This is a genomic window from Bacillus sp. AF62, from assembly GCF_050312695.1.
GTDB classification, from domain to species: Bacteria; Bacillota; Bacilli; order Bacillales; family Bacillaceae_G; genus Bacillus_A; species Bacillus_A cereus.
Genome location: NZ_JBNPJZ010000056.1, coordinates 20,970 through 44,748, shown reverse-complemented (window position 1 = coordinate 44,748; position 23,779 = coordinate 20,970). Strand labels below are relative to the sequence as shown.

Here is a 23,779-nt window from a genome sequence, read left to right as displayed (position 1 = left end):
ACACTTGAAAATAGCAGACAGAGTTGCTTATTGGCAGGTGTAGCGATTTTATTAAAAAGATTTTAAACAGGTTCTAATATTACGGTATTTATTTTAGCAATAAATAACAATTAGGAATAGTTCGTATTACAGCACTTTTTTTAGGAATAAATACCAATTAGGAATAACTTATGTTAGAATTATTTCTTGTTTATTCTTGATTTTTAATATATTTATCCCTGATCATTTTTATATATTGTTTTCTTTCTGTTAATTCAAATATAAATAATGCCTTTTTTATGTATGTTAAACCAACTTCATTAGAGTGCTGAACTTTTAATAAAATTGCACCTTTTTCAAAAAACAATTCACCTAATAAGTATAAAGTATTCATATTTATAGCTAATTTTATGCCTATTTCACTATACTTTATTGCTTCTTCATATTGATTTGCAAGGTGTAAACATTTTGTTAACGTATGAATGAGTCTTAATTTGATTTCTTTTTCTCTAGGGAATTCTATCTTATTAAAATTAATTAAACTTTGTTTTAATATATTTATGCTTTTCTCATAGTCTTCATTTTCTGCATGTATTATAGCAATTGAATTCATTATGCTTATTTCTTTTTCTGATAAAAAGTTACTACTACTTAAGGTTTGTTTTAGTGCTCTATTTAAAATGTCAAAAGCATTAATTGTTGCTCCATTTACATAATATATAGCAATCGCTTCATGCCATAATAGAAATTGTTTATCTTCTTTTGATTGGAAATTATTTTCGTTTTTCTCTTTTTTCACTATTTCGTAAAGCTCATTATATTCTTTTTGTTTCACACAATCTCTCATTACACATTTTACATTTTCAATATATTTTATTTTTTTGTTTTTCGTTAGCGCAAATATATAATTTGGGTCAATACCAAGTCTTTCAGATAATTGATACAACAATATGCTAGATGGATAAATAATACCTTTTTCTATCTTACTAATTTGGCTTTGTGAACATATTCCATGACATAATTCAGATTGTGACATGTTTTTTTCTTTCTAAGTTCTTTAATAATAATACCAAGATTGTAGAATTCCATCTTTCCTCCCTCAAATGTAACACTTTATGAGTATAAGAATATTTTCCAACTTTTAATGTAATGTAAAATTAGTATAGTTACAATTACTATTTATATGGATTTATAGTTTTTTTGCAAACTTGAATCACAATACGAGAAATTATTAAAATATGGTTCACTAATAATCAATGAGAGTTTTATTCATCCCCACTGATTATTAGTCCACTCCAGGCAGGCTTTTTCAGGGAGTCCGACTTCTTTGCCACATCTAAATTTTGAGGTGGGAGTCTTACTACCCGCAAATAGCCAGATTAAAATAAATATGATTTTTCACCTTTATTTCTTTTAATAGTTTCTTTTGATTTTTATATAAATAATTTCGAAGGAGCGTATTTTATGAAAAGAATGTTGACCGAAAGAGAGTTAGAAGTGGCTATTTATGTAGCAAAAGGATTTACAGATGTAGAAATTTCAAAAAAAATATATGTTACCCCTCGAAGAATTTCAACGATAATTAATCATATTAAAGAAAAATGGCATATTAATTCTAGAGTGGAATTAGGTATTTTAGTTTATCATTATGGTTTTATAGATGCACCCTTATTTTCAAATAAAGAAAATCATTTATTCGAAAAGGTTGCACAATAATTGGCCAAGTATAATGTGTTCATTTACAAATAAAAACAGAAAAGTCGCTGAACTTTTATTATTTAAGGTAATTCTGAAGGTGATGGGCATGAATGGCTTGCTAAAAGAAAAAATATAGATTATATTTAGATATTTTAGTAAGAATGATTGTACCAGAAACTTTTAAAACCCCGATAATAGAGGACTCTTTGGATGTTTTATTGAAGGGATTCGAACGACTTTTAAAAGGTAAAAACATACCTTTAGACATGTTTCTTCTTCAACAGCAAGTATAGTTTTTAATGTAGAAAATCCATCCATTTTGATTAAGCTTTTTTCAAAAAGGGTGGGTTTCTTCAGTTTATAGGAAAGGTATACTTAACTTATAAAGTGAAACTTTAATCATTCGAGCTACCCGTTAATGCAGGATAAAAAATATAATAAAATAGGTAAAAATGCCATCGCATCTTTACCTATCCTATGGATAAACAGGTTCTCATAAGAAATAGAAAACTTCTCTAAACACTATAAATATATTATTTTAAATTAATTGGTTGTTGTTGAGTAATACAATGGATCATACCACCATTTTTATAAAGCTCTCTTACATCAATTCCCACAACTTTACGATCAGGATAAAGTTTTTGAATCATCTCATTTGCTATTTTATCATTAGGATCATTATAGTTAGGAACTAAGATAACTTGATTCGCTATATAATAATTAATATATGAACCTTTATAATCAAGCTGCTTCCCATTTTCTAATGTAACATTATTCTTGCTTAGCGGCAGATATACATACTTGTACTTATTCCCCTCAGCATCTTTTGCCTGCAACAACTTGTTAATATCTTTATCAGACGTTCCCCATTCAGCTAAATCTTTTTTGTTTAATGTTATAATAGTAGATTTATCGTGGAATTTTGCAAATCCATCAATATGAAAATCAGTAATATCTAAGTTAGGTACTCCATCTAACCAAATAAAATTTGTTACCCCAAGGTCACTAATATATTTTTCAATATCTTTTTCTGACAATTTTGCATTTCTATTTTTATTCGTTACAGCACTTCTAGTTAGTAAAGCAGTTCCATTACCATCTAATTCAAATGCGCCACCTTCAAGAACAAATTTATTCCAATCAATTCTTTCAATTCCTAACTGTTTACTAAGATTCTCACGAAGACGAGCATCTTTCTTATATGGTGTTTTCTTTCCCCATCCGTTAAATCCTGGGTCTAATATCTTTAGATTTTTGTCATTATCATAAACAAAAATTGGTCCAGTATCTCTCGCCCATACATTGTCAGTAGGTGCGATAAAGAAATCAATTTTCCCCATATTTACCCCGTGATCTATTAAAACCTCAGTAATTCTTTCTTTTTCTTCTTGATCATATGCAACAATATGAACTTTTTCGCCTTTACTTAAAGCATTTGTCATTTGAATCCAAATTGGCTCTACTTCTTGCTGATATTTTTGCCCATATGTAAATTCATGAGGCCATTGTAGCCATGTTCCTTCATGTTTGTTTTTTTCATCTGGCATTGTATACTTTCCTATTTGTTTTCGCACCTCTACTTTCTTCATATCTTTTCTTTGCGTTTTTTCAATTTCCTTCGCCTGAACTTTCTCAATCCCCTTCCCTAGGGCATAACCACTGAAAATAGATGTGGTTAGTATAGCACTCATACACAAATTCGTTATTTTTTTCATTTCTTAACCTCCTTTTCTGTCTTACTGTAAACCTTTACATAGTGTGAAGGTCAAGCTTTTCCGTTTGAATTATTTAAATATTTTAAATGTGAAGTGTAATTTGAATCGAACTTTATACAAAACAAGTAAGAATCAACTATTTCTACTATAATCATCATTTTTTCATAAAATCTTACACTCTTTTCTTTTTTTATCCTTTTTATACTATGTACTGTATTATTTTCGAAAATAATACAGTACATGAAATTTCATATTAAATGCATATTCATTCATTTATTAATTAATTTGTTTATTCAGTTTATATTTAACTATTCAAAAGCAGTTACAATTCTCTCTTTCATTTTCTGTAATACTTCACTGCTCAATACTTTTTGACCAGTAGGAAGTTTTAATATGGCAGCGGCACCTTTACTAAGGTATATTTCTTGATCATTATTTTGATTTACTACCAATATTCCTTGCCCTTCAAATTCGAAATAACTAATATCTTTTGTTTCATTTGTATTATTCTTTATTGCTGTATATAATTCATATAAATCTTTACTTCTATTTTCTCCGCCCGTTCGAATCGGTTCAGTATCATTCGCAACAATTAGTCCTTCTGGCTGCTCCCCCTTCATAATAAACCACAGCTTTTCATTTGTTGGTAATAGTAAATTCTTAAATTCAGAGCTATTTAAAATTTGCTGTGCTGGAATTGTTGCATAGATTGGTAACGAAAATGGAGATGTTGTTATTTTTTCAAAACTTAAATTTTCAGAAGAACTTCCCTTACTATATTGATAATCTTTTAATGCGATCGATTGTACTGATTCACTTTTATTTTTTGATGCATAACTAATTTTACTAGCGAAAATAATAACGGTCATTAAGCACATGCACGGTATCACAAGCTTAAGTAGTTTTCCCATTTATGAACCCCCGCTTTTAATATTATTAGTTTGCATGGATATTATAAACAGTTTCACTCCACCAAAAATTATTATTGTTATGGAACGTACTGAAATTATGATTATAATGATCACCATACCAAGGGTCCATGTACGTTATATAATCTGTTCCATTTGTCCCTTTATAAAATCCATCAAGTACTAAAAAGTGTCCGATGTTAGCCCCATTTTGCCACATAATGAGTGCAATCATCGGCTGATTACTATTAATTTGACTTTTGAACCAATCATATGATTTTGCTCCAGAACTTATAGCTGAGCTAACACCATATCCTGATAATCCATATTGTATTTCACGTGAAGTTGCAGGATTATTATATGATCCACCCTTAACATACCTAACGTACTGATCTTGTGAAGGAGTTTTCCCAAAATAATTTAAAACTGAAACCGAAGTGCCTGCCCAACACCAATTTGATCTTTCTTGTAATATGTTAGGTACAGATAATTTACGATCTATTGATGTATTTGGAGGATTTCCATTAATATACGCTGACGTTACATATACTTTTTTTCCATCTTTAAAATAATAAAACCAACGATTATCTAAATTTCCTGTCCAGTAATCTTTAACCGCTTCACCATACTCCCATCCTTTAAAAGATACTGTTGTATTTCCGGGAATCACATCTACAATATTTGCATTCAAACTTTTTGCCTCTCTAACATTTACATTCAATGGAGCTGTTGTTCCTGTAAATTCAACTTCTTCTGCTATTATTTTCTGAACACCAATAAAACTAAATGTGAAGAACAATAAAAACATACAAACAATAAAATGCTTTCTTCCCTTCATTTCTCCACCCCTTCATCAGTACTAAAAAACATCAACAATTCATCCTTATTAATTGTTCAAGCTTAATATTACATACTAACGAAAAATGACTTCTCATAAAGTGAAACTTTGATCAGTAGTGGTTTTATTCATCCCCCACTGATTGTTAGTTAAACCAATCGGGCTGCTCTGCAAATAGCGGGATAAATTCCAATACAAAAAAGGAGCCTATAAATTTTTATAGGCTCCTTTTTATTTCGTCGTTATTACTTAGCTAATTCTTTTGTACCCTTCATTACATCAATGAAGAATCCCCAGTTATTCACTACAGAAGAGATACTGATATGTTCATCTGGAGTGTGGACGTTAAAAATGTCTGGTCCGAATGAAATTGCATCTAATTCAGGCATTTTTTGAACGAATGCGCTACACTCAATCCCCGCATGCACAGCGAAGATTTCAATTTCTTTATTGTATTTTTCTTGATGCACTTTTTCAAATAAATTACGAATTTGTGAGTTTGGATTGTATGACCATTCTGGATACTCTGACTCTATTTCAAATGTAGCACCAACTAATTCAGCAATATATTTGATTTCTTCTGCAACATGTTGTTTTAAACTACTTACAGAACTTCGCACTTCGTTACGTAATTTAATTCCATCTTGCAACGTTTCAATAACGCCTAAATTTGTTGAGCTTTCTACAAGACCTTTAATATCCATGCTCATACTTTGAATGCCATTTGGAATTAAGAATAATGATGAAATAAGCTGCTTTTGTGTCTCTTTAGCAAATACTTTTTCAACTTTTTCATCCAATTTTGTCAGTGTAACATGAACATCTGGATCAACAGCACGCATTTCTTCTTGTAATACACGTGTCCATGATTCTAGTTTTTCTTCTACTTGTCCTACATCTTCTGTACGAATTAAAATTGTAGCTACACTTTCACGCGGAATTGCATTCGTTTTTAATCCGCCGTGAACTTCACTTATGTTAAACTCCGTATGTGCTGATAAATCACGTAATACTCGTCCTAATACTTTGTTCGCATTACCGCGTTGTTTATCAATTTCCATACCAGAATGTCCGCCTTTTAGACCACCAACATATAGACGGTATGCATCCATATTCGCTGGCGTTTCATCCCAAATTACGGGAATTGTTTCAACAGCTTTCGCACCACCTGCACTACTTACAAGTAATTTATGATCTTCTTCAGAATCAATATTTATAAATATCTTTCCTTCAAAATGATTTGGATCAATAGCAAAAGCCCCGCCCATTGTCGTTTCTTCTTCAGTAGTGATAACGACTTCAAGTGCTGGATGCGTAATTTCTTTTGAATCTAATAAAGCTAATGCATACGCAACTGCAATACCATTATCAGCACCTAAAGTTGTTTGATTTGCATATAACATATCCCCAATGATTCTTAATTCAATTGGATCTTTTTCAAAATCATGTACTGTTGCTTGATTTTTTTCGCAAACCATATCCATATGACCTTGAATAATAATAGCTGGTACATTTTCATAACCAGCTGTTGCTTCTTTTTTAATAATGACATTTAATGCTTCATCTTGAATGACTTCTAAGTTACGCTCTTTTGCAAAGCCCACTAAATAATCACTAATTTCCTTTTCATTACCTGATCCTCTAGGAATCTTTGAAATTTCTGCAAAATGATAAAATACAGGGTGCTTTGTTAATTGTTCTAAAGTAGAATACATGTTCAAGCTCCTCTCAAAATGAAAAAATAGTATGTAAGTCTTTTATCATTATACCATGATTCATTATTTTCCTTTTCTATTTCATACTTTAATATCCGCTCGTTAAACATTAAAATTGCATATAAAAAGAGAAAGAAAATGCACTATGCATTTTCTTTCTCTTTTTTTGCTCTCATATATTTTGAAGTACTATTATTCATTAACTTCTCTAACCGACTTATATTTTCCGTTAATGCACCTTTTACAAGAGAGAAATCTGTATTTGATTCTTCCTTTTTTTCTTTAAAAAATGAAGACTTTTGTACATTTACTTCAGCCATCTCTTCTCCCCCTTTTCAAAAAGATACAATCTTCTATTTATATTATATAGCAAATGCAGAAAGAGTGTACACTTATGATTTTCTTTTTAATTCTTCTTCTAACTCTTCTACTTGCTGCAAAGTATCTCCTTTTATTAAAGAGAAATCTGATGTACCTTTAACTCCTACCTGACGTTCTCTCTTTTTTATTTTTGTTAATTATCATAAAATTACCAATATTAATCTACTATTTAATAATAATATTTGATATTATAAAAAAGTAGATTTTATAATGGATTTAAAAACAACATAGTCTATTTACACTATTATGCGCCTAAATACAACCGAAAAGAATGAGGTTATTTCTGACAATGGATTCTTTGTTATTGAATCACCAAACACCCAATGGCTATTAACTCGAAATATAATAAATGATTCCTTTGATATAACCTATTTAACCAAAAATCTTTTCGAAAATGGAATAGCAAAACTAATAAAACATTAATCCTCTAAGACGGGAGTATATTTATATTGAATAAACATCAGAATTCTAACCAAAAAAAGGAAGGTCTTTTCGAAAATAGGATATTACCTATCATCACTGTTCTTTCAGGTGTAATTCTACTAGTGTACAAAGGGTTAGAATTTATTTCAAAGTATGTACTACTTTTAATCTTATTTGCCCTAATTATTGCTTCTTTATACTTATTGTTTATGCGAGAAATAGTTGGTGCTGCTATTGGATTTATTTTTGCAGCTCTTGGATATTATATGTATAAAATTATTTTTAAACAAAAAAAGAAATAGCGGATAAACAAATCATAAAGAAGTAATTTAAAAGAGAATGCTTTTACGCATTCTCTTTTAAATTACCCTCTTTTATATACTTATATGGAATCGCCTCTATAAGTTTTTCTAATCGATTTACATTTTGAGTTAATGCACCTTTCACAAGAGAGAAATCTGTATTTGATTCTTCTTTTTTTTCTTTAAAAAACGAAGACTTTTGTACATTGACTTCAGCCATCTCTTCTCCCCCTTTTCCAAAAGATACAACCTTTTATTTATATTATATAGCAAATGTAGAAAGAGTGTACACTTATGATTTTCTTTTTAATTCTTCTTCTAATTCTTCTACTTGCTGCAACGTATCCCCTTTTATTAAAGAGAAATCTGTTGTATCTTCGTTACCTTCTTTAAAAAAATCATTGTCATAATCTTTTACCACTACAATCACCTCTACATGCTAGTGTAGGAATGATTGTCCAATTTTATTCAACTTTGTCGGATTTTGTTTTTAATTTATGTATAGAAGAAAAGGACAGAAAAAGATTCTGTCCTTATTTACTAAAATAACTATGATGTATTGTTAAATTATATACATTTTCAAAATCCCGATCTTGCAGGTTATTTTTCTTTCCATCAATAACAATGAAAACGTCACTTACTATTTTTGCTGGTATAATCCCGACATTTTCTACTTGCACCGCTTTCTGCTCATTCAATTGCTCGATATGTTCTAACGGAACGATAATACTAAATTGCGAGCGAATACCACGAAAGTTTGTATTTAATTCTTTCGCGGCTTCAAAAACAACAATTTTCGCACCAATCTTTTCCCCATATGAATCTAAAAATGCATTTAAGCTCTTTGTATATTCCTCTTCCGTATGCCATTCCATCGTACCGAATATTGCTGGATTAACATTTTGAATAATTGTCGTGTATATTTCTCCTCTCGCTTTAGATGCAATTAATGATCGTTTTATTGATTGAACTGTCTTGCCAATATCGCTAAATTTCGCACCCCATATTTCAGAAATATTAGGTGTTAAAATGAACGCAATATCAACAAAAATAACCATTGCAGTAAACATTAAAAGATTTTTCCAGAGGGTTAAATCAATTCCTTTTATCATGAAATACACGGTGACAGATATGATAAACAAACCATACCAAGTCTTTCTAATACGTTGCTTTTTCTCCTCGTACAACTCCTCATTTTTCCAATAAAAGAAAACAAGGACTACAAAGACAATCGCTAAAACAAATAAGCCAATTCGAATGTTAGAGATCATTAATCACATCACCCTCCATTCAAAAACTACTCACGATATCATTACATGCGCAAGCTGCTCTCTTTATGACAAAAGACGTGGACAAGCTTCTAAAATTAGCTACATCGCATATACATTAGAAAGTACCACGTCTTTTATCCTGTTATTTGTGGGCAGTAAGACCCCCACTGATTAAAATTTCACTTTACCATGAGTCTATATTGTATATGTAGACAAGCATTCATTTCAAATTTTCGTATTAAAAAGAAATATGTTTCGGAATTTCCCCTTCAGGTACTTCTCCATCCATACTTAAATAATAATGACGAATCGGACGTAAGTTTTCGTCTAATTCATAAACAAGCGGAATGCTAGTGGGAATATTTAATGAAACTACACCATCACTTGAAAGGTTGTCTAAATATTTTACTAGCGAGCGAATTGTGTTACCGTGTGATGAAATAATTACTTTGTTACCACTTTTTAATGTCGGCGCAATTTCTGAATGCCAATAAGCAAGTACTCTCTTCTCCGTATCCTCTAAACATTCAGTTAATGGAAATTCACCTTTTTTGAGTGTTTTATATCTTGGATCGGTCGCTTCATATCGAGGATCGTCTTCAGTAAGAGCCGGTGGTCTTACATCAACACTTCTTCTCCAAATATGAACTTGCTCCTCACCATATTTTTGTGCAGTTTCATCTTTATTCAGCCCTTGCAATGCACCATAATGTCTTTCATTTAGCTTCCAAGATTTATGTATTGGGACCCAAGTAAGATCCATCTCATGAAGTACAATCCATAACGTCCGAATTGCGCGTTTTAATACAGATGTATAAGCCACATCAAAAGTATATCCGTTTCTCTTTAATATTGCTCCTGCTTCTCTCGCTTCACTTAATCCATTCTCTGATAGATCAACATCTGTCCATCCAGTAAAGCGATTTTCAAGATTCCATAAGCTTTGTCCGTGACGAATAAGTACAAGTTTTATCATTATAATTCCCCTTTCGGAAATGTGAATTTTATTGTTCCATTGCGTACACGTATAAAGTATCTAGTAATGTATCTTTTTATCCATTCACTCTATGACCAAATCATAGTTGCCAAATGTATGGATAAAATTTGTTCTTTTTCAAACGATAAAAACAGAAGTTTTTTCATTATTTTTGATCGACTGGTAGTTCACGTTTCGTTATCCAAGCATCAAAACCTGATCGGCTATTTGCCATTTCATTCATAACTTGGTGCCAATTGTCCTCACATGATTCACCAAATTTTGAAAAAATAGCACCCATTTGTTGTCTTTGTACATCACTCAGTTTTTTCTCTAAATCTGTACCTTTTTCTGTTAAAGACAACTGTTTCACACGTCGATCATGCATAGCTTCATTACTCTCAATTAAGCCCTTTTCCACAAGTTGACGTAGCGGTCCGTGGAGAGCTTGTTTACTTATTTCTAATAGTGATAATAACTCATTTACACTTATCCCTGGAAAACGTGCGATAAAAAATAAAATTCGATGATGTACTCGTTGAATGCCATATTCTTTTATAATTTCATCTGGCTTTTCAGTAAATGTTTTATATGCAAAATAAAATAATGCTAATGCCTCATTCATCTGTTCTTCTTTATGTTGTGTCATCTACTTTCCCCCTGTATGTAAATTATACCACAATCTAGTAATGAATATTTTAATCAACGCATTAGAACTTATTTAGTCTATTGAAACATTCATTGCATAATTAGGAGATGATTCATTTGAAAAAACAATATACTGTAAGTACATATTTATTGGATAGACTACATGAATTAGGAATTGAACATATATTTGGGGTTCCTGGTGATTATAATCTTGCCTTTTTAGATGATGTGGTAGCACATGAAAATTTAAAGTGGATTGGCAATTGTAACGAATTAAATGCTGCATATGCAGCAGATGGGTACGCTCGCATAAAAGGAATCGCTGCTCTTATTACTACTTTCGGAGTTGGAGAATTAAGCGCTATTAACGGTATTGCTGGCTCATATGCGGAAAACGTGCCAGTTATAAAAATCACGGGTACGCCACCAACTAAAGTAATGGAAAATGGAGCAATCGTCCATCATACGTTAGGAGATGGAAAGTTCGATCACTTTTCCAATATGTATCGAGAAATCACTGTGGCACAAACAAATGTAAAACCTGAGCATGCTGCTGAGGAAATTGACCGTGTTTTACGTGCATGTTGGAATGAAAAACGCCCGGTTCATATTAATTTGCCGATTGATGTATATAATAAACCAATTAATAAACCTACAGAACCAATTTTATATAAACCGATTTTAAGTAATAAAGAAGCGTTGGATAAAATGCCACTACATGCCACTTCAATAATAAATAACGCCAAAAAACCTGTAATTTTAGCTGATTTTGAAGTAGATCGATTTCACGCTAAAGAAAATTTACATCAATTTGTAGAAAAAACTGGGTTTCCCATCGCGACGTTAAGTATGGGAAAAGGAATATTCCCAGAAAAACACCCTCAATTTATAGGGATTTATACTGGTGATGTAAGTTCTCCGTACTTGAGAAAAAGAATTGATGAATCTGATTGTATTTTTAGTATTGGTGTGAAGTTAACTGATACTATTACAGGCGGCTTCACACAAGGTTTTACAAAAGAACAAGTTATAGAAATCCATCCCTACACTGTGAAAATTATAGATAAAAAATACGGTCCAGTTGTAATGCAGGATGTTTTACAACATTTAAGTGATTCAATTGAGCATCGTAATAAAGATACCCTTGACGTTAAGCCATTTATTTTAGAATCATCACCTTTTACTGAAGAGTTCATTCCAAAAGCACAAATGGTCACACAAAAACGTTTTTGGCAGCAAATGTACCATTTCTTACAAGAAAACGACATCTTAATTGTAGAACAAGGAACACCTTTCTTTGGTAGTGCTGCTATCCCTCTACCTAATAACACTGCATATGTAGGACAACCGTTATGGGGATCTATCGGATATACACTGCCCGCTCTACTTGGTACACAGCTCGCCAATTTATCACGGCGCAACATTTTAATTATTGGTGATGGTTCTTTCCAAGTAACTGCCCAAGAGTTATCAACTATACTAGATCAAAATTTAAAACCGATTATATTTTTAATCAATAACAACGGATACACTGTTGAACGTGCCATTCACGGCCAAAACCAACCTTATAATGATATACAAATGTGGGATTACAATAAACTATCAATGGTATTTGGATCAGAAGAAAAAAGTCTAACATTTAAAGTAGAGAATGAAGCAGAATTAGCAGAAGTCTTAACAAATATAACTTTTAATAAGAATCAACTTATCTTTATTGAAGTTATAATGAGCCAAAGCGATCAACCTGAATTGTTAGCTAAACTCGGGAAAAGATTTGGTCAGCAAAATTCTTAATATAAAAGCATAACCTAATTATACAATTGGTAGTGTAAAACTTGTTTTGAGAATAGTTTCGACACTCAAAATACATAAGGAAAAGGATGGAAAGCACCATCCTTTTCTATTTTAAGAGCATTCTTCGACTAACGCCCCGTATGACAAGCAAAAATTCTTAATCCATCTTTAACTTTATAGCTTTTGTCGCAATAAATGTTTTAATATGCTTATCTAATATCCTTGTCCCACCAAAATCATCCTCATAAAAACCTGTTATAGCAAAACCAGCTTCAATTTGGCCTTGGATTTGGTCTTCTAAAGTATGCGCATATTCTATTGTTTGATTTGAATCGATGTAATCTTGAACTTCATCCTCTGGTAAATAATCCAATGTTGATGAAGGAATTGAATGTTTAACATCAAGAATACCTTTTTGTTCTTGGTTATCATCAAAGATCCATAGTAACGGATTTGTAAATCCAGCAATAAGAATACCTTTATTCTTTAAAACCCTAGAAACTTCATTCCATACAAGATGAACATCTTTTACAAACAAATTAGAAATAGGATTTATAACAATATCAAAATATTCATCCTCAAAATCACCAAGGTCTGACATATCTCCTTGTACGGTTTTTAAAGTCAAACCATCCCGTTTTGCTACCTTTTCATCTTGTTCCAATTGCTTCTTAGATATATCAGTAACTGTTACATCTGCTCCAGCAGCAGCTAGAACAGGTGCTTGTTGTCCACCACCTGACGCTAAGCAAAGTATCTTTAATCCATCTAATGACTTTGGAAACCACTCTCTAGGAACTGACTTTTCCGTAGTGACTGTAATCTCCCATTCACCTGATTTGCTTTTCTCAATAATCTCGCTACTTACAGGCTGCGTGTATCTAGAACCTTCTTCAACCTTCTTATCCCATGCATTACTGTTTTGTTGTGTAATATCCATTGCGATTAGTCCTCCTAACGATCTAGTTGCATTTTAAGTGTAAACTTATTAACTATTTATGCTTTCCTTTTTCTATTAACCCGCCTGATAGTTCATACATAGTTGTCTATATTTATATTAACAGATAAACACTAAAAATTCTAAAAAGACACAAAAATACACATCCATTCCATTCATTTAAAATAATCGTAGAATTGGTAAGTTTTAAACAACTCATTTCCACAAAAAAAGCATTCCAAATCTGTTGACAGTTGGAACGCTTTTTTATGTTATTTAATTTTTCAAGCTTTTAACTAAATCCATTAAACAAATAAGCTATGCTTTTTCTTTTTTATTCAGCAAGAGTTAACTGCCAAGATACACCATACTTATCATTTAACCAGCCAAACTTTTTACTAAACGGATAAGAACCTAAAGGCATGAGAATTGCTCCATCCTGCGCTAGTTTATGAAAGACCGTTTCAATTTCTTCTTCTGTCTCACAAGTTACATAAAGAGACATAGCTGGAGTGAATGTAAAATTATGATTTACATAACTATCAATACACATTAACTCTTGGCCATTTAGCGTAAAATTTGCATGAATTACAGTTCCCTCTTTACCAGGTCCATTTTCATCGTAGCGAGAAATACTTACAATTTCTGATTGATCAAATAGCGACGTATAAAAATTCATTGCTTCCTCAGCTTTGCCTTCAAACATTAAAAACGTAGTAATTTTTTGATTTGTGTTACTCATATGGAGACAGCCCCTTGTTATGTATTTATGTAAAACATACGTCACTCAAAAACCGAACGTATATTCCTATGAATATATTGTCTATAAAAACGATGAGTTTGTCAATTATCTACTTTATTATTTCTTCTTAAATAATGCTGTCCAAAGAAATGATTCTCCAAACATTTCATTCGGTTGTTTCATTTGTTTCATCCTTCTAATCTCAATTACCTCAAATTCTTTAAATATCTCTCTTAACTTTTCTTCCGAGTATGCAAGACCACCTTGTAGACTCCATTCTCTATATACGTCCCAATCTGTTATTTCTGATCCATTTCGCTCATCTAAATCGCCTGCTGCAAAACATGTTAATCCGAAATAACCACCCGATTTTAATGAGTTTTTAATTAAATCCACATAATTTATTCTTCTATGCGGTGGAATGTGATGCAAACAGCCCGAATCATATACAAAATCAAATTCGTTTTGAACCTCTAAATTAAAAATTGAATCACAAATAAAATGAATTTCTACCCCTTTTGCCAATGCCCTCTCTTTTGCCCAGTTAATGCCTTCTACAGATAAATCCACTGCTGTTACATCAAATCCTTCATTCGCTAGATAAATTGCATTTCTACCCGGACCACATCCAAGTTCTAATATTTTCCCTTTTAAAACTCTCTCTTTTTGTATATAAGAAACTAGATTCTCATCTGGAACATTTTCAAAAAACGGAACATCCTTTTCTCTATTCTCATAAAACTCATTCCAAAATGGTTCAGCAGGTCTTAATAATGAATCAAGCATTTTTAAAATATCTTCTTGTGTTTGTAACGTTTCAGTTTTCATTTTTACCCTCCACATTTTAATAGTCAGAAAATTATTATATATCTTTTTGAACTTTCAAACAAAGAAAAAACTCCTACATTCAATAGGAGTTTTTTCCCTTTAAAATCCAAGTACATCTTGCCATTTTAGCAATTTCTCTTCCCGTACTTTCAAATAATCATGTTCATATTTCCCCATCCATATTTCACTAACAATTTCTCAGTCTGCAAAAAAAAGAACTCTTTCTGTTTTCGCTGCTACCTTTACAACATGAGTCACTTAAGAAGAATACTTTGCTGAAAAATAAAGCCGATTTCGTTAAGGTATATTTTTGCTAACGCCTCTTCTTTCATACAATCATACTTTTCTAATAAAATAACGTTTTTGTTCACTTTTTTGATACATTTACGAAACATTCATGTGTTATCTTCATTAAGTTGTTTTCTTTTTATAATGTCGTGTGAGATATACCAACAGAGGAAGCCCCAGATCCCCTAATCCTAGGGCTTTTTTATAAGAATTTTATACATTTTATTATTTCCACTAACTCTTTAAATTGTATATACATAATATAAAATTCTCATGTTGTTATATTTTTTGATGGCCTCTTATCTTTCCTTAAAAGGCCCTTTTTTCAAATAACGCTTTTGTTTAATTTATATTTAAAAAGTTCCTTTTCATAAAGACTTCCCTTATATGCTATACTCATTCTTAAATAATTGTATAAGGAATGTTAAAAATGGATGATAGATCGTCAAGACAATGGAGATTGCAACAAAAGTTAAGAGCACTGAAAACCAAAAACAACAATGACATAAACCCTTTGTTTAGTGAATGCCTTGAATCCCTAGGAAACGAAACTCTCATTTTCTCCCAAGAAAAAAGCCAGCAGATTGCTACTATTTTAATGAATTCATTTCCTATAACTGTATCGGGAAGAATAGATTGGGAACAGATAGATAATCAATTCATAGCTTCGAACAAAGAACAAATAATTTCCCTTATTAGAGCAAACAAACTAGATTTTGATGAACAGATTTTTATAATATGGGATAACTATGAAATCCCTGTAGTAAGTACAAATCTTGATAAAGTATTCCAATCACTAGTTGACGTTGATGCAGTCAGTTTTTATTACTGGCTATTAGACAAAGAATATAGATTCGTAATTGAAATAAATGATGAAGAATTGATTAGGGTTGGGTTTCGCTAATACTCTAAGCATATGAAGCTAGTTCCCTTCATTTCTTAATATTTTCTTCGTCACCACCGCTATTATTATCATAATGAAACTAATAGCAAATATAGGTAAATAAATTTTCGTACTGAATCCTTCAAACATAAAACCATATACGACTTGCCCAATTGGTGCCATACATTGAGATACCGCTGTTATAAATGCCATCACTTTTCCTAGATTTTCATTTGGTGTTTTCTTTTGGACTACAGTAATCACATAGATGGATACAATTGTCATAATCATTGCGATTAGAAGAGAAGAAAGTATAAAGAGGATAAATGGTGGATAGTATCCTAAATTAAGAATAAACGGTGTAACTGATAGTGCCACTGGCATTACTAATAAAGCTATGATAAGCATCCAATTATATAATGTTTTCATCTGTAACTTTTTAGCAAAGAAACCGATTGACAATGCACCTAATATAGTTGCAAAATCAATTAATCCCATTCCAATTCCATACATCGTATCGCTACTCTGCATAGTTACTCGTAACATAATAGGTCCTCCAACAACAAATAACGGTGTCAAAATTAAGTTTAATAAAGCGGCTAGTAACATAGCCTTCAAAATAAAAGGTTGCTTTAAAACATAAAGAAAACCTTCTTTCATATCTTTTACAATTGTAGGTACGATATGGCCTTCCTGTATTCTTTTTATAAATGGTATTGTAATAAACATTTCTAAAATCGCAGATAAAAAGAAAGCAAGACAACTTGTTATTACGAGCATTTTCAAACCAATTATGCCGTATAATATTCCTCCTAATACAGGAGCAACTATATTAGATAATGCTTGCACACCATTTATGATACCGTTTGCTTGTTCTAACTTTTTCTCTGGAACTAATTGCGGAATACTCGCCATTACAACTGGTGCGTACATTGCACTAATGACTGCTAGTAAAAACATAATTGTTCCAATCAATAAAATAGATACCGATTCAGTTAATAACAAAACTATAAAACTTAATACAATAGCAGCGTTTATAAAATCCAAAATGACTATTACATTACGGCGGTTGGAACGATCTGCTATCGCTCCGCCAAGAGGAGCTAACAAAAACGGGATACTCGTTACGGCATATAACCCTGCAAATATATCGGCACGTCCTGTGATATCTAGCGCATATAAAGACAGTGCAAAACGTAATAGTGTTGAACCTAAAATAGTAATAATTTGACCACTTACCATTAAGTGAAAATCTTTCAAGGAAGATTGAATACTTGCTGGCATACTCATCACATCCTTCATTTAGCTAGACCGACTGCCGGTCGATAATACTCAAACAGAAAATCACTATTTCTGTTTAATTAAAACTTCCATCATATAATCAAAATATCCCTCTTTCGCTCCGACAGATGCTTCCATCATTTTGATATAAGCTTTAGCTCTGTTTATCATTTCTTCCGGTTTCCACTGGAATAAACCATCATCAAATATGACTTGTGCTGAAGAGAGTAATAATTCAATTGTTTCTTGTGGGTATGGAGTAGAAAATATACCTTCTTCTATTCCTTGCTCTAAAACTTCCGTTAATACAGGGGATAAATGTATAATGGATTGCACTAAACTTTTCTGATGCATTTCTGCATTATTTGGTTGATGGAATTGTTCAATCATTTTTTCTTTTACATCTCCTGATTTTGGTGATTGTTCCATTAAAATTTTAAATAACTTATCTAAAACTGGAATATCGGGATTGGAGACAATCCTTTTCGCCTTAGTGACATCCTCTTTAATAATCCTCATAATGATTTCATCCATTACTTCCTCCTTCGACTTAAAATAATGATAAAACGTCCCCTTTGCTATACCAATTTCTTTTAAAATGTCATTCACGGTTGTTTTCGTATAACCTTTCGTAAGAAACAAACGCTCAGCTGTTTCTAAAATTTCCTTTCTACGCTCCTCATACTCCTTTACAATTCGCATTCAAGTTCTCCTCCCTAATAGACCGACTGTCGGTCTATTAAAATTATATGTTTAGTTAGTAAAAAGTTTCCTATTATTGTATATACAACATCCTACTTTCTATTTCCTTTATAAATTTTTATTTTTTAATGTCCGCTCAATTTGTTTAAAACGTATCTCATGTTTTTTATCGTCACCTTTCATTTTAGGAAAAGAACGATGCCCTCCGCTTGATCCTATTTTTCTCGATTCTTCATCCAGACGCACAACACTTTGTAGTTTTTCAGCTCCTTCACCACAAGTCAGCGCATCTCCTTTACATCGATGACTTCAAAAAATGACAATTGATTCATACGATACGGTTCCCCCTCGGTTCAATCTATGTATTTATCAATGGAGTATTTTGTTGAGTTCCAATATGTAATATTGCATATTTCGCACTTTTAATTTTCGCACATGCGATAATTTATTTATAAAAATATAAATTATTAATAAGGGTGATTTATATGAGCAAGTTCCGAAAGAAAATGATTAAATATTTGCAAACATTTTGGGGATGCTTAGCATTTGGTGTATTAATGTTTGCTATCTTCTTAATTACGGATTTAACAGATGCATCTTTAAATACATTAGGCTGGAGAGACTGGCTAGGTTCTGTAGCAGGCGCAACCATTTTATCTGTTGGGATGTTTACTTTAAATAAATTGAATTTAAAATAAATATTCGGTCAATACTGTATGTAGGCTGTATGCCAACATTCATTTAAAGTAGTCTTCTCTGTATCTCCTTGTATTGAGCAGTTAGCTTTTGCTAGCCGCTCTTTTATTTTGTTCCGGTTCTTGCCCTATCTACTTTCCCCCAATAAGTACACATATCTATTCCCCATTGCTACAAAATGAAATCTTTATTTTGTTTTACGGATCGCTTCTTCAATTAGCCAAGATACAATATTAAAATCATTAGCTTCACCCTTTAAAGATGTTCCCTTCCAAAAGTATTCTTTCATCACTTCAAATAATTCTTCAACAGCTTCAATTCATCTCATATTCATTTTCCCTTTCTCCCAAATAACTATTTTGTTTTACTAATTAGCTGATTAATTTCACAAACACCTTTTAAACATTCCATGTTTCTTCACCTCTTGAATATTTTTCAAACAAAAATACATACTATTTTCAAGCCGCCGTTTCCACGGCTAATACCTCTTTCTTTTGTTACTGCAAAAGCAGGTAGGTTCTTCACTTATCTGCTTTCTCTGTATATTTTTTAAGAAATCGAAAATAATACCAACAAGCTGTTTGAACTAGCAGCTTCACTCTTCTCGCAATGGGGATGCAAATTATCACAATTAGCTAACTCATTGAACTCACTGGCAGACAACCAAAATCGTTGTCTGCTTTTTGTATGAGATTTTTCGTTTTACATATACTACTTTTGAACCTGCAGACCAATACGAGCCATTTTGGTGCTTGGGATTTCCCTTCCGGGGATAAGTATTTTTTACTTATCCCTTTTTTGTATAGACACGTATATTTAGGGTAAAACTAATTACAAGCAGATTTTCTGTTTATGCGTAGTTCTAAACAAGATTACTTTTTCTCCTATTAAAGGACGGCAGGTACGACTGCTAGTCCTTTTTTCTTATTTCGCATGCTGTCCCTTCTGGTAACTTCATTCTTCATTACCTTCATCATCATAGTAAGCAATTTACTAATAAAGATGGCAGTTGTGCCTCTTGAGTTCCCCATCGAACAAAAAGAACAAATTATTTTTCCAGTTTCCAACGATCGTACCCCAATACGAGTTAAATTCTTCATAAACTTCTCTTGTCCCCTTTCGATAATTGCGGAACGTGTAATGAAAATACTCGCTCACTTTAATACCTTTTCTTTCAACCAAAGTGTTCTGCCGAAATAATAGACATAATAAGTTCCGTTCTCTTTTGCTACTGCATAACATTCCCATACCGTTTGAATATGTTACAAATTGCTTTCTCTCGATTTTTCTGCTTAAATATTTTTCATGCATAAGTTGCACTTGTTCTTGAATTGCGACATGGTAGTAATACCCTTGCTCTACTGGTTTTGGACTATAAAATTTCCTTTATAAATTTCAAATGCGGTGAATGAAATTTTTGTTTTTTCTTGCCATCATCCTTGTTGTATACAAACAAAAAAAGAGCCACAATATTTTGCGACTCTTTTACAATTATAACTATTTAACGGCCACGTCTTTGCTGACCTTGCTTTGTACTACCTTTTTTATTACTTGGCTTATTAAATGATCGGTTATTTTCATTTCTAGAACTATTTCTCGAACTATTTCTTGAATCACTTCTCGAGCTATTTCTCGAATCACGTCTTGATTCACTTCTTGAACCTTCGCGGCTATCTCTTTGACGATTTTGACCTGATTTCTTTGGAGCCGGCTTTGGTACCGGTTTTCCATTTTCATCTACACGTTTTATCTTCGGTTGTTCGATTATTTCTCTTTGTATTGGTGCACCAAGCGTTTTTTCAATTTCTTCTAAATGTTTTTCATCTTTCGCTGCAACGAACGTAATTGCAAGACCTGATCCACCTGCACGTCCTGTTCGGCCAATGCGGTGAATGTAACTTTCTACATCTTCAGGGATATCAAAATTAAATACGTGCGTTACACCATCTACATCAAGTCCACGAGCTGCTACATCCGTTGCAATTAAGTACTGAATTTTAGCTTCGCGGAAACTCTTCATAACTCTTTCACGTTTCGCTTGAGGTATATCACCATGAAGTTCAGCACAATTATAACCTAGTCCTTTTAAATTATCATAAAGCTTACTTGCTCTAACCTTTGTACGACAGAAAATAACTGCTAAAAACGGCTGATCACGATCCATAACAAAACGAAGTGCATCTGGCTTTGCACGATCTGTCGTCTCAATGACACGCTGTTCAATTGTATCTACCGTTACTTCTTCACTTTGTACTTGAATCATTTGCGGCTCATCCATATAACGCTTCGCTAATTTTTTAATATCTTTTGGCATCGTTGCTGAGAATAACATCGTTTGTTTACTACCAGGTGTCTCATCTAAAATATCTTCAATATCATATAAGAAACCAAAATAAAGCATTTGATCCGCTTCATCTAATACAATCGTTGAAAGATTACTTAAATCAATTGTTTCACGGCGTATATGATCTAATAATCGTCCCGGTGTCGCTACAACAATATGTGTATTACCTTTTAATTTTCTCAACTGTTGTGCGACATCTTGCCCGCCATATATCGCTAGTACATTAATATCTTCTCTTTGAACAAGCATTTTTTTAATTTCAGTTGTAATTTGTAGGGCTAGTTCCCTTGTTGGCGCAACGATTAAAGCCTGAACATCACTACACTCTGGATCGATTTTTTCTAAAATCGGTAACACGAATGCTAACGTTTTACCCGTTCCTGTTTTCGCCTGCCCAATAATATCTTTACCTGACATAATAACTGGAATTGCCTTCTCTTGAATTGGTGTTGCTTCTGTAATTCCATTTTCACGTAATGTATGATTAAAAGTTTCACTAATTCCTAATTCTAAAAAGTTTTTCAAATAGACCACTTCTTTTCCTTATTTTTCACATTAGCTTTCATTGTACCATTTGTTTCGCTAAATATGAAAAATAAAAAAATTCTTATCTTCTTTTTTTATATTCATCCTGTACTAGATGGACAAATTCTTTTTGTTTTTTCTCAGATTTTATTAATGCTTGCATATTAGTAGAAGATAGAATGAACTTTTTAATTTTTCTATTACTCCAAATTAATCTTGTATACTTTGTATCTTCGTGTAGCCTTCGAAACCACTCAAATTCACTTAATTTTGCGATATGGTGTTTCAATTTCATGTCATTTCGAGGATAAAATAAAATAACATTTGCTATTACATCAAATCACGAACCCATCTTTTCCCCCTATACCCTTGCTCAAATTATATATATTCTTCTTTGCATATATATTTCAATTTTACCGAAATATAATGTTACTGATTTGGTTGAAATCGCAAAATATATGAACTAAAAAACCGATCTTTTCGATTTAGGAAAGACCGGTTTTCATTAGTTTATACAGTAAGCTTTCCTCCATGATAGCAATAATACTGTGCTGCTTTAAGACTTTTAATCTTATTTAATGACTCTTTTGCTTTTTCTATATCTAAACAAAAATTCGGATTAGCTATAACTAACTCTCGATTCTCTTGAACCGCTGCGTCTCCTGTAATTACACAGTCTAAATTCGGAAAATATAATGAAATATGCCCCGAAGTATGTCCTGGCGTCGCTACTATTTGACATTCATTATTCAAAATCATTTGACCATCATGTACTTTTTCATCGACGGAAATATGTTTTATATTTTTTAACTGTTGTATAAACCATTTGCCAAATTCTTTTTCTTCATTTGGCATACGTTCTAACATTTCTTCAGCTTGAACTAACCTCTCTGATTTTATATCACCACTAATATAGTTAGATTCAATTTCACTAGCAATAATATTAATTTGAGGATATTTCAATTTGAAATCATATAAAGCCCCTAGATGATCATCATCATAATGGGTAATAATTATATTCTTTAAGTTTTTCATCTCATATCCATGTTTTAACATTGCATTTTCAATTAAAGGTAAAAAGCTTGGATATCCTGTATCGACTAACGTTAATTCATTATGTACTATAATTAAACTTGGATAAATACATTGTTTTTGCCCATTAAATTCGAATTCAATTGGTAGTTCTATTATTTTCATTTTCCTTCCCCCATACCGCTTATAAAATGCATAATAATAACTAAATCACCCACATACATCTTACAATATATATACTATGTAACGGAACACTGTGAATCGTTGCATAATCCAAATTATATTATTTTGAACAGGTATTCCCCTATTTTTATGGAAATATATAATTAAGAAAAACAATAAAATTGATTAATCTCTCACTTCTTTGTCCATCCTTTTAAAAAATCTATGTTTTTGTAAAAGGAGTGTTTATATGGAGAAACAGACACTTTGGAAAAAGTTCAAAAAAAGCTCTGTAAACCTCGGTAAATCCAGCGTATATGAAAGTATTATTTTATTCTACACAATGAAAAAGAAAGAATTACCTACTAAAGCGAAATTCATAATATTAGCCGCTTTATCTTATTACGTATTAGCAATTGATTTCATTCCAGATATAGCTGCTATTATTGGGATTGGCTTATTAGATGATGTTTTAGCAATCGCTGTAGCGCATAAATACGTTATGAGACACGCAGATGCTGAAATTCGAGAGAAGAGCAAATTGAAAATGGAGTCATTATTTACTTCAGCACAAGCATAATTAAACTATCTAGTCATTTACCATGAGAGCATTGCAGAATAAATTCCTAAACAGTAAAAGAATTTCTCTTAGTCCTCAAACTGTAAACAAATAGGGTGTCAGCACTTATTCCTAAGTTCTGTCACCCTATT

General features: G+C 32.0%; 24 protein-coding genes and 2 pseudogenes. 6 read left to right on the top strand and 20 right to left on the bottom strand.

The genetic code is table 11. The features are described 5' to 3' along the window. Positions 1 to 190: 190 nt before the first annotated feature. Positions 191 to 1,068, bottom strand: a pseudogene (locus tag ACQRBL_RS11830) (helix-turn-helix domain-containing protein). Between the two features lie 375 nt (positions 1,069 to 1,443). On the opposite strand from ACQRBL_RS11830, the gene ACQRBL_RS11825 reads away from it, so the two are divergent. Then, positions 1,444 to 1,695 (top strand): response regulator transcription factor, encoded by a 252-nt coding sequence (locus ACQRBL_RS11825; protein ID WP_000827555.1) that lies wholly within the window; start codon positions 1,444 to 1,446, stop codon positions 1,693 to 1,695. A 515-nt stretch (positions 1,696 to 2,210) separates the two neighbouring features. Here the strand turns inward: ACQRBL_RS11825 and ACQRBL_RS11820 are convergent. The 5 genes from ACQRBL_RS11820 to spoIISB (ACQRBL_RS11800) all read right to left on the bottom strand — a co-directional run bounded on the left by ACQRBL_RS11820 (position 2,211) and on the right by spoIISB (ACQRBL_RS11800) (position 7,173). Further along, positions 2,211 to 3,392, bottom strand: a complete 1,182-nt coding sequence (locus tag ACQRBL_RS11820) for an agmatine deiminase family protein (RefSeq protein ID WP_411996064.1) — start codon at positions 3,390 to 3,392, stop codon at positions 2,211 to 2,213. A 308-nt stretch (positions 3,393 to 3,700) separates the two neighbouring features. Further along, positions 3,701 to 4,303 (bottom strand): hypothetical protein, encoded by a 603-nt coding sequence (locus tag ACQRBL_RS11815; RefSeq protein WP_023521942.1) that lies wholly within the window; start codon positions 4,301 to 4,303, stop codon positions 3,701 to 3,703. A 25-nt stretch (positions 4,304 to 4,328) separates the two neighbouring features. After that, the gene (locus ACQRBL_RS11810) at positions 4,329 to 5,138 is read right to left on the bottom strand and encodes a papain-like cysteine protease family protein (RefSeq protein ID WP_000678370.1); all 810 of its coding nucleotides are present in this window, start codon (positions 5,136 to 5,138) and stop codon (positions 4,329 to 4,331) included. 245 nt (positions 5,139 to 5,383) lie between these two features. Further along, positions 5,384 to 6,853: a beta-Ala-His dipeptidase gene (gene pepD / locus ACQRBL_RS11805; protein WP_411996063.1), complete on the bottom strand. Its 1,470-nt coding sequence runs from the start codon at positions 6,851 to 6,853 to the stop codon at positions 5,384 to 5,386. Between the two features lie 143 nt (positions 6,854 to 6,996). Continuing rightward, on the bottom strand, positions 6,997 to 7,173 hold the full coding sequence (spoIISB, locus tag ACQRBL_RS11800) for a stage II sporulation protein SB (RefSeq protein WP_000852630.1): 177 nt from the start codon (positions 7,171 to 7,173) through the stop codon (positions 6,997 to 6,999). A gap of 510 nt (positions 7,174 to 7,683) precedes the next feature. On the opposite strand from spoIISB (ACQRBL_RS11800), the gene ACQRBL_RS11795 reads away from it, so the two are divergent. Continuing rightward, a complete protein-coding gene (locus tag ACQRBL_RS11795) occupies positions 7,684 to 7,959 on the top strand; it encodes a hypothetical protein (protein WP_001032898.1) in 276 nt (91 codons plus the stop codon). A gap of 43 nt (positions 7,960 to 8,002) precedes the next feature. Here the strand turns inward: ACQRBL_RS11795 and spoIISB (ACQRBL_RS11790) are convergent, their stop codons facing one another. The 5 genes from spoIISB (ACQRBL_RS11790) to ACQRBL_RS11770 all read right to left on the bottom strand — a co-directional run bounded on the left by spoIISB (ACQRBL_RS11790) (position 8,003) and on the right by ACQRBL_RS11770 (position 10,855). Next, on the bottom strand, positions 8,003 to 8,179 hold the full coding sequence (spoIISB, locus tag ACQRBL_RS11790; RefSeq protein WP_000852631.1) for a stage II sporulation protein SB: 177 nt from the start codon (positions 8,177 to 8,179) through the stop codon (positions 8,003 to 8,005). Between the two features lie 72 nt (positions 8,180 to 8,251). Next, a complete protein-coding gene (locus ACQRBL_RS11785) occupies positions 8,252 to 8,380 on the bottom strand; it encodes a hypothetical protein (RefSeq protein ID WP_000237819.1) in 129 nt (42 codons plus the stop codon). 112 nt (positions 8,381 to 8,492) lie between these two features. Further along, positions 8,493 to 9,230 (bottom strand): type II toxin-antitoxin system SpoIISA family toxin, encoded by a 738-nt coding sequence (locus ACQRBL_RS11780; RefSeq protein ID WP_071729949.1) that lies wholly within the window; start codon positions 9,228 to 9,230, stop codon positions 8,493 to 8,495. A gap of 238 nt (positions 9,231 to 9,468) precedes the next feature. After that, positions 9,469 to 10,206 (bottom strand): 2,3-diphosphoglycerate-dependent phosphoglycerate mutase, encoded by a 738-nt coding sequence (gpmA, locus tag ACQRBL_RS11775; protein WP_097987525.1) that lies wholly within the window; start codon positions 10,204 to 10,206, stop codon positions 9,469 to 9,471. 166 nt (positions 10,207 to 10,372) lie between these two features. After that, positions 10,373 to 10,855: a MarR family winged helix-turn-helix transcriptional regulator gene (locus ACQRBL_RS11770; protein WP_000191889.1), complete on the bottom strand. Its 483-nt coding sequence runs from the start codon at positions 10,853 to 10,855 to the stop codon at positions 10,373 to 10,375. A gap of 107 nt (positions 10,856 to 10,962) precedes the next feature. On the opposite strand from ACQRBL_RS11770, the gene ACQRBL_RS11765 reads away from it, so the two are divergent. Further along, complete coding sequence (locus tag ACQRBL_RS11765) at positions 10,963 to 12,648, top strand: alpha-keto acid decarboxylase family protein (protein WP_411996062.1); 1,686 nt, start codon at positions 10,963 to 10,965, stop codon at positions 12,646 to 12,648. Between the two features lie 157 nt (positions 12,649 to 12,805). Here the strand turns inward: ACQRBL_RS11765 and ACQRBL_RS11760 are convergent, their stop codons facing one another. The 4 genes and pseudogenes from ACQRBL_RS11760 to ACQRBL_RS11745 all read right to left on the bottom strand — a co-directional run. After that, positions 12,806 to 13,588: a class I SAM-dependent methyltransferase gene (locus tag ACQRBL_RS11760; RefSeq protein WP_000355672.1), complete on the bottom strand. Its 783-nt coding sequence runs from the start codon at positions 13,586 to 13,588 to the stop codon at positions 12,806 to 12,808. 331 nt (positions 13,589 to 13,919) lie between these two features. Beyond that, the gene (locus ACQRBL_RS11755) at positions 13,920 to 14,327 is read right to left on the bottom strand and encodes a VOC family protein (RefSeq protein ID WP_097920099.1); all 408 of its coding nucleotides are present in this window, start codon (positions 14,325 to 14,327) and stop codon (positions 13,920 to 13,922) included. A gap of 117 nt (positions 14,328 to 14,444) precedes the next feature. Then, entirely contained in the window at positions 14,445 to 15,155 is a 711-nt protein-coding gene (locus ACQRBL_RS11750; protein ID WP_000846304.1) for a class I SAM-dependent methyltransferase, read from the bottom strand. 99 nt (positions 15,156 to 15,254) lie between these two features. Then, positions 15,255 to 15,413: pseudogene (locus ACQRBL_RS11745) on the bottom strand (ABC transporter ATP-binding protein); the annotation flags it as partial. A 460-nt stretch (positions 15,414 to 15,873) separates the two neighbouring features. Here ACQRBL_RS11745 and ACQRBL_RS11740 point away from each other — a divergent pair. Further along, positions 15,874 to 16,347 carry a hypothetical protein gene (locus ACQRBL_RS11740; protein ID WP_023521934.1) on the top strand — a complete coding sequence of 158 codons (474 nt, stop codon included), beginning with the start codon at positions 15,874 to 15,876 and terminating at the stop codon, positions 16,345 to 16,347. Positions 16,348 to 16,365: 18 nt separating this feature from the next. On the opposite strand, the gene ACQRBL_RS11735 is transcribed toward ACQRBL_RS11740, so the two are convergent. After that, entirely contained in the window at positions 16,366 to 17,610 is a 1,245-nt protein-coding gene (locus tag ACQRBL_RS11735) for an MFS transporter (protein WP_001111709.1), read from the bottom strand. A gap of 63 nt (positions 17,611 to 17,673) precedes the next feature. Continuing rightward, positions 17,674 to 18,309: a TetR/AcrR family transcriptional regulator gene (locus tag ACQRBL_RS11730; protein ID WP_023521933.1), complete on the bottom strand. Its 636-nt coding sequence runs from the start codon at positions 18,307 to 18,309 to the stop codon at positions 17,674 to 17,676. A 485-nt stretch (positions 18,310 to 18,794) separates the two neighbouring features. Between ACQRBL_RS11730 and ACQRBL_RS11725 the strand changes: the two genes are divergently transcribed. Next, on the top strand, positions 18,795 to 19,007 hold the full coding sequence (locus tag ACQRBL_RS11725; RefSeq protein ID WP_000033159.1) for a hypothetical protein: 213 nt from the start codon (positions 18,795 to 18,797) through the stop codon (positions 19,005 to 19,007). A gap of 1,499 nt (positions 19,008 to 20,506) precedes the next feature. Here ACQRBL_RS11725 and ACQRBL_RS11720 read toward each other — a convergent pair. From ACQRBL_RS11720 to ACQRBL_RS11710, 3 genes are all read right to left on the bottom strand, one after another. Continuing rightward, a complete protein-coding gene (locus ACQRBL_RS11720; RefSeq protein ID WP_003270559.1) occupies positions 20,507 to 21,883 on the bottom strand; it encodes a DEAD/DEAH box helicase in 1,377 nt (458 codons plus the stop codon). Positions 21,884 to 21,956: 73 nt separating this feature from the next. Then, on the bottom strand, positions 21,957 to 22,169 hold the full coding sequence (locus ACQRBL_RS11715) for a hypothetical protein (RefSeq protein WP_003270560.1): 213 nt from the start codon (positions 22,167 to 22,169) through the stop codon (positions 21,957 to 21,959). Between the two features lie 215 nt (positions 22,170 to 22,384). Then, a complete protein-coding gene (locus ACQRBL_RS11710; protein ID WP_000691167.1) occupies positions 22,385 to 23,071 on the bottom strand; it encodes an MBL fold metallo-hydrolase in 687 nt (228 codons plus the stop codon). Positions 23,072 to 23,318: 247 nt separating this feature from the next. Between ACQRBL_RS11710 and ACQRBL_RS11705 the strand changes: the two genes are divergently transcribed. After that, positions 23,319 to 23,648 (top strand): YkvA family protein, encoded by a 330-nt coding sequence (locus ACQRBL_RS11705; RefSeq protein ID WP_000415083.1) that lies wholly within the window; start codon positions 23,319 to 23,321, stop codon positions 23,646 to 23,648. Positions 23,649 to 23,779: the final 131 nt, after the last annotated feature.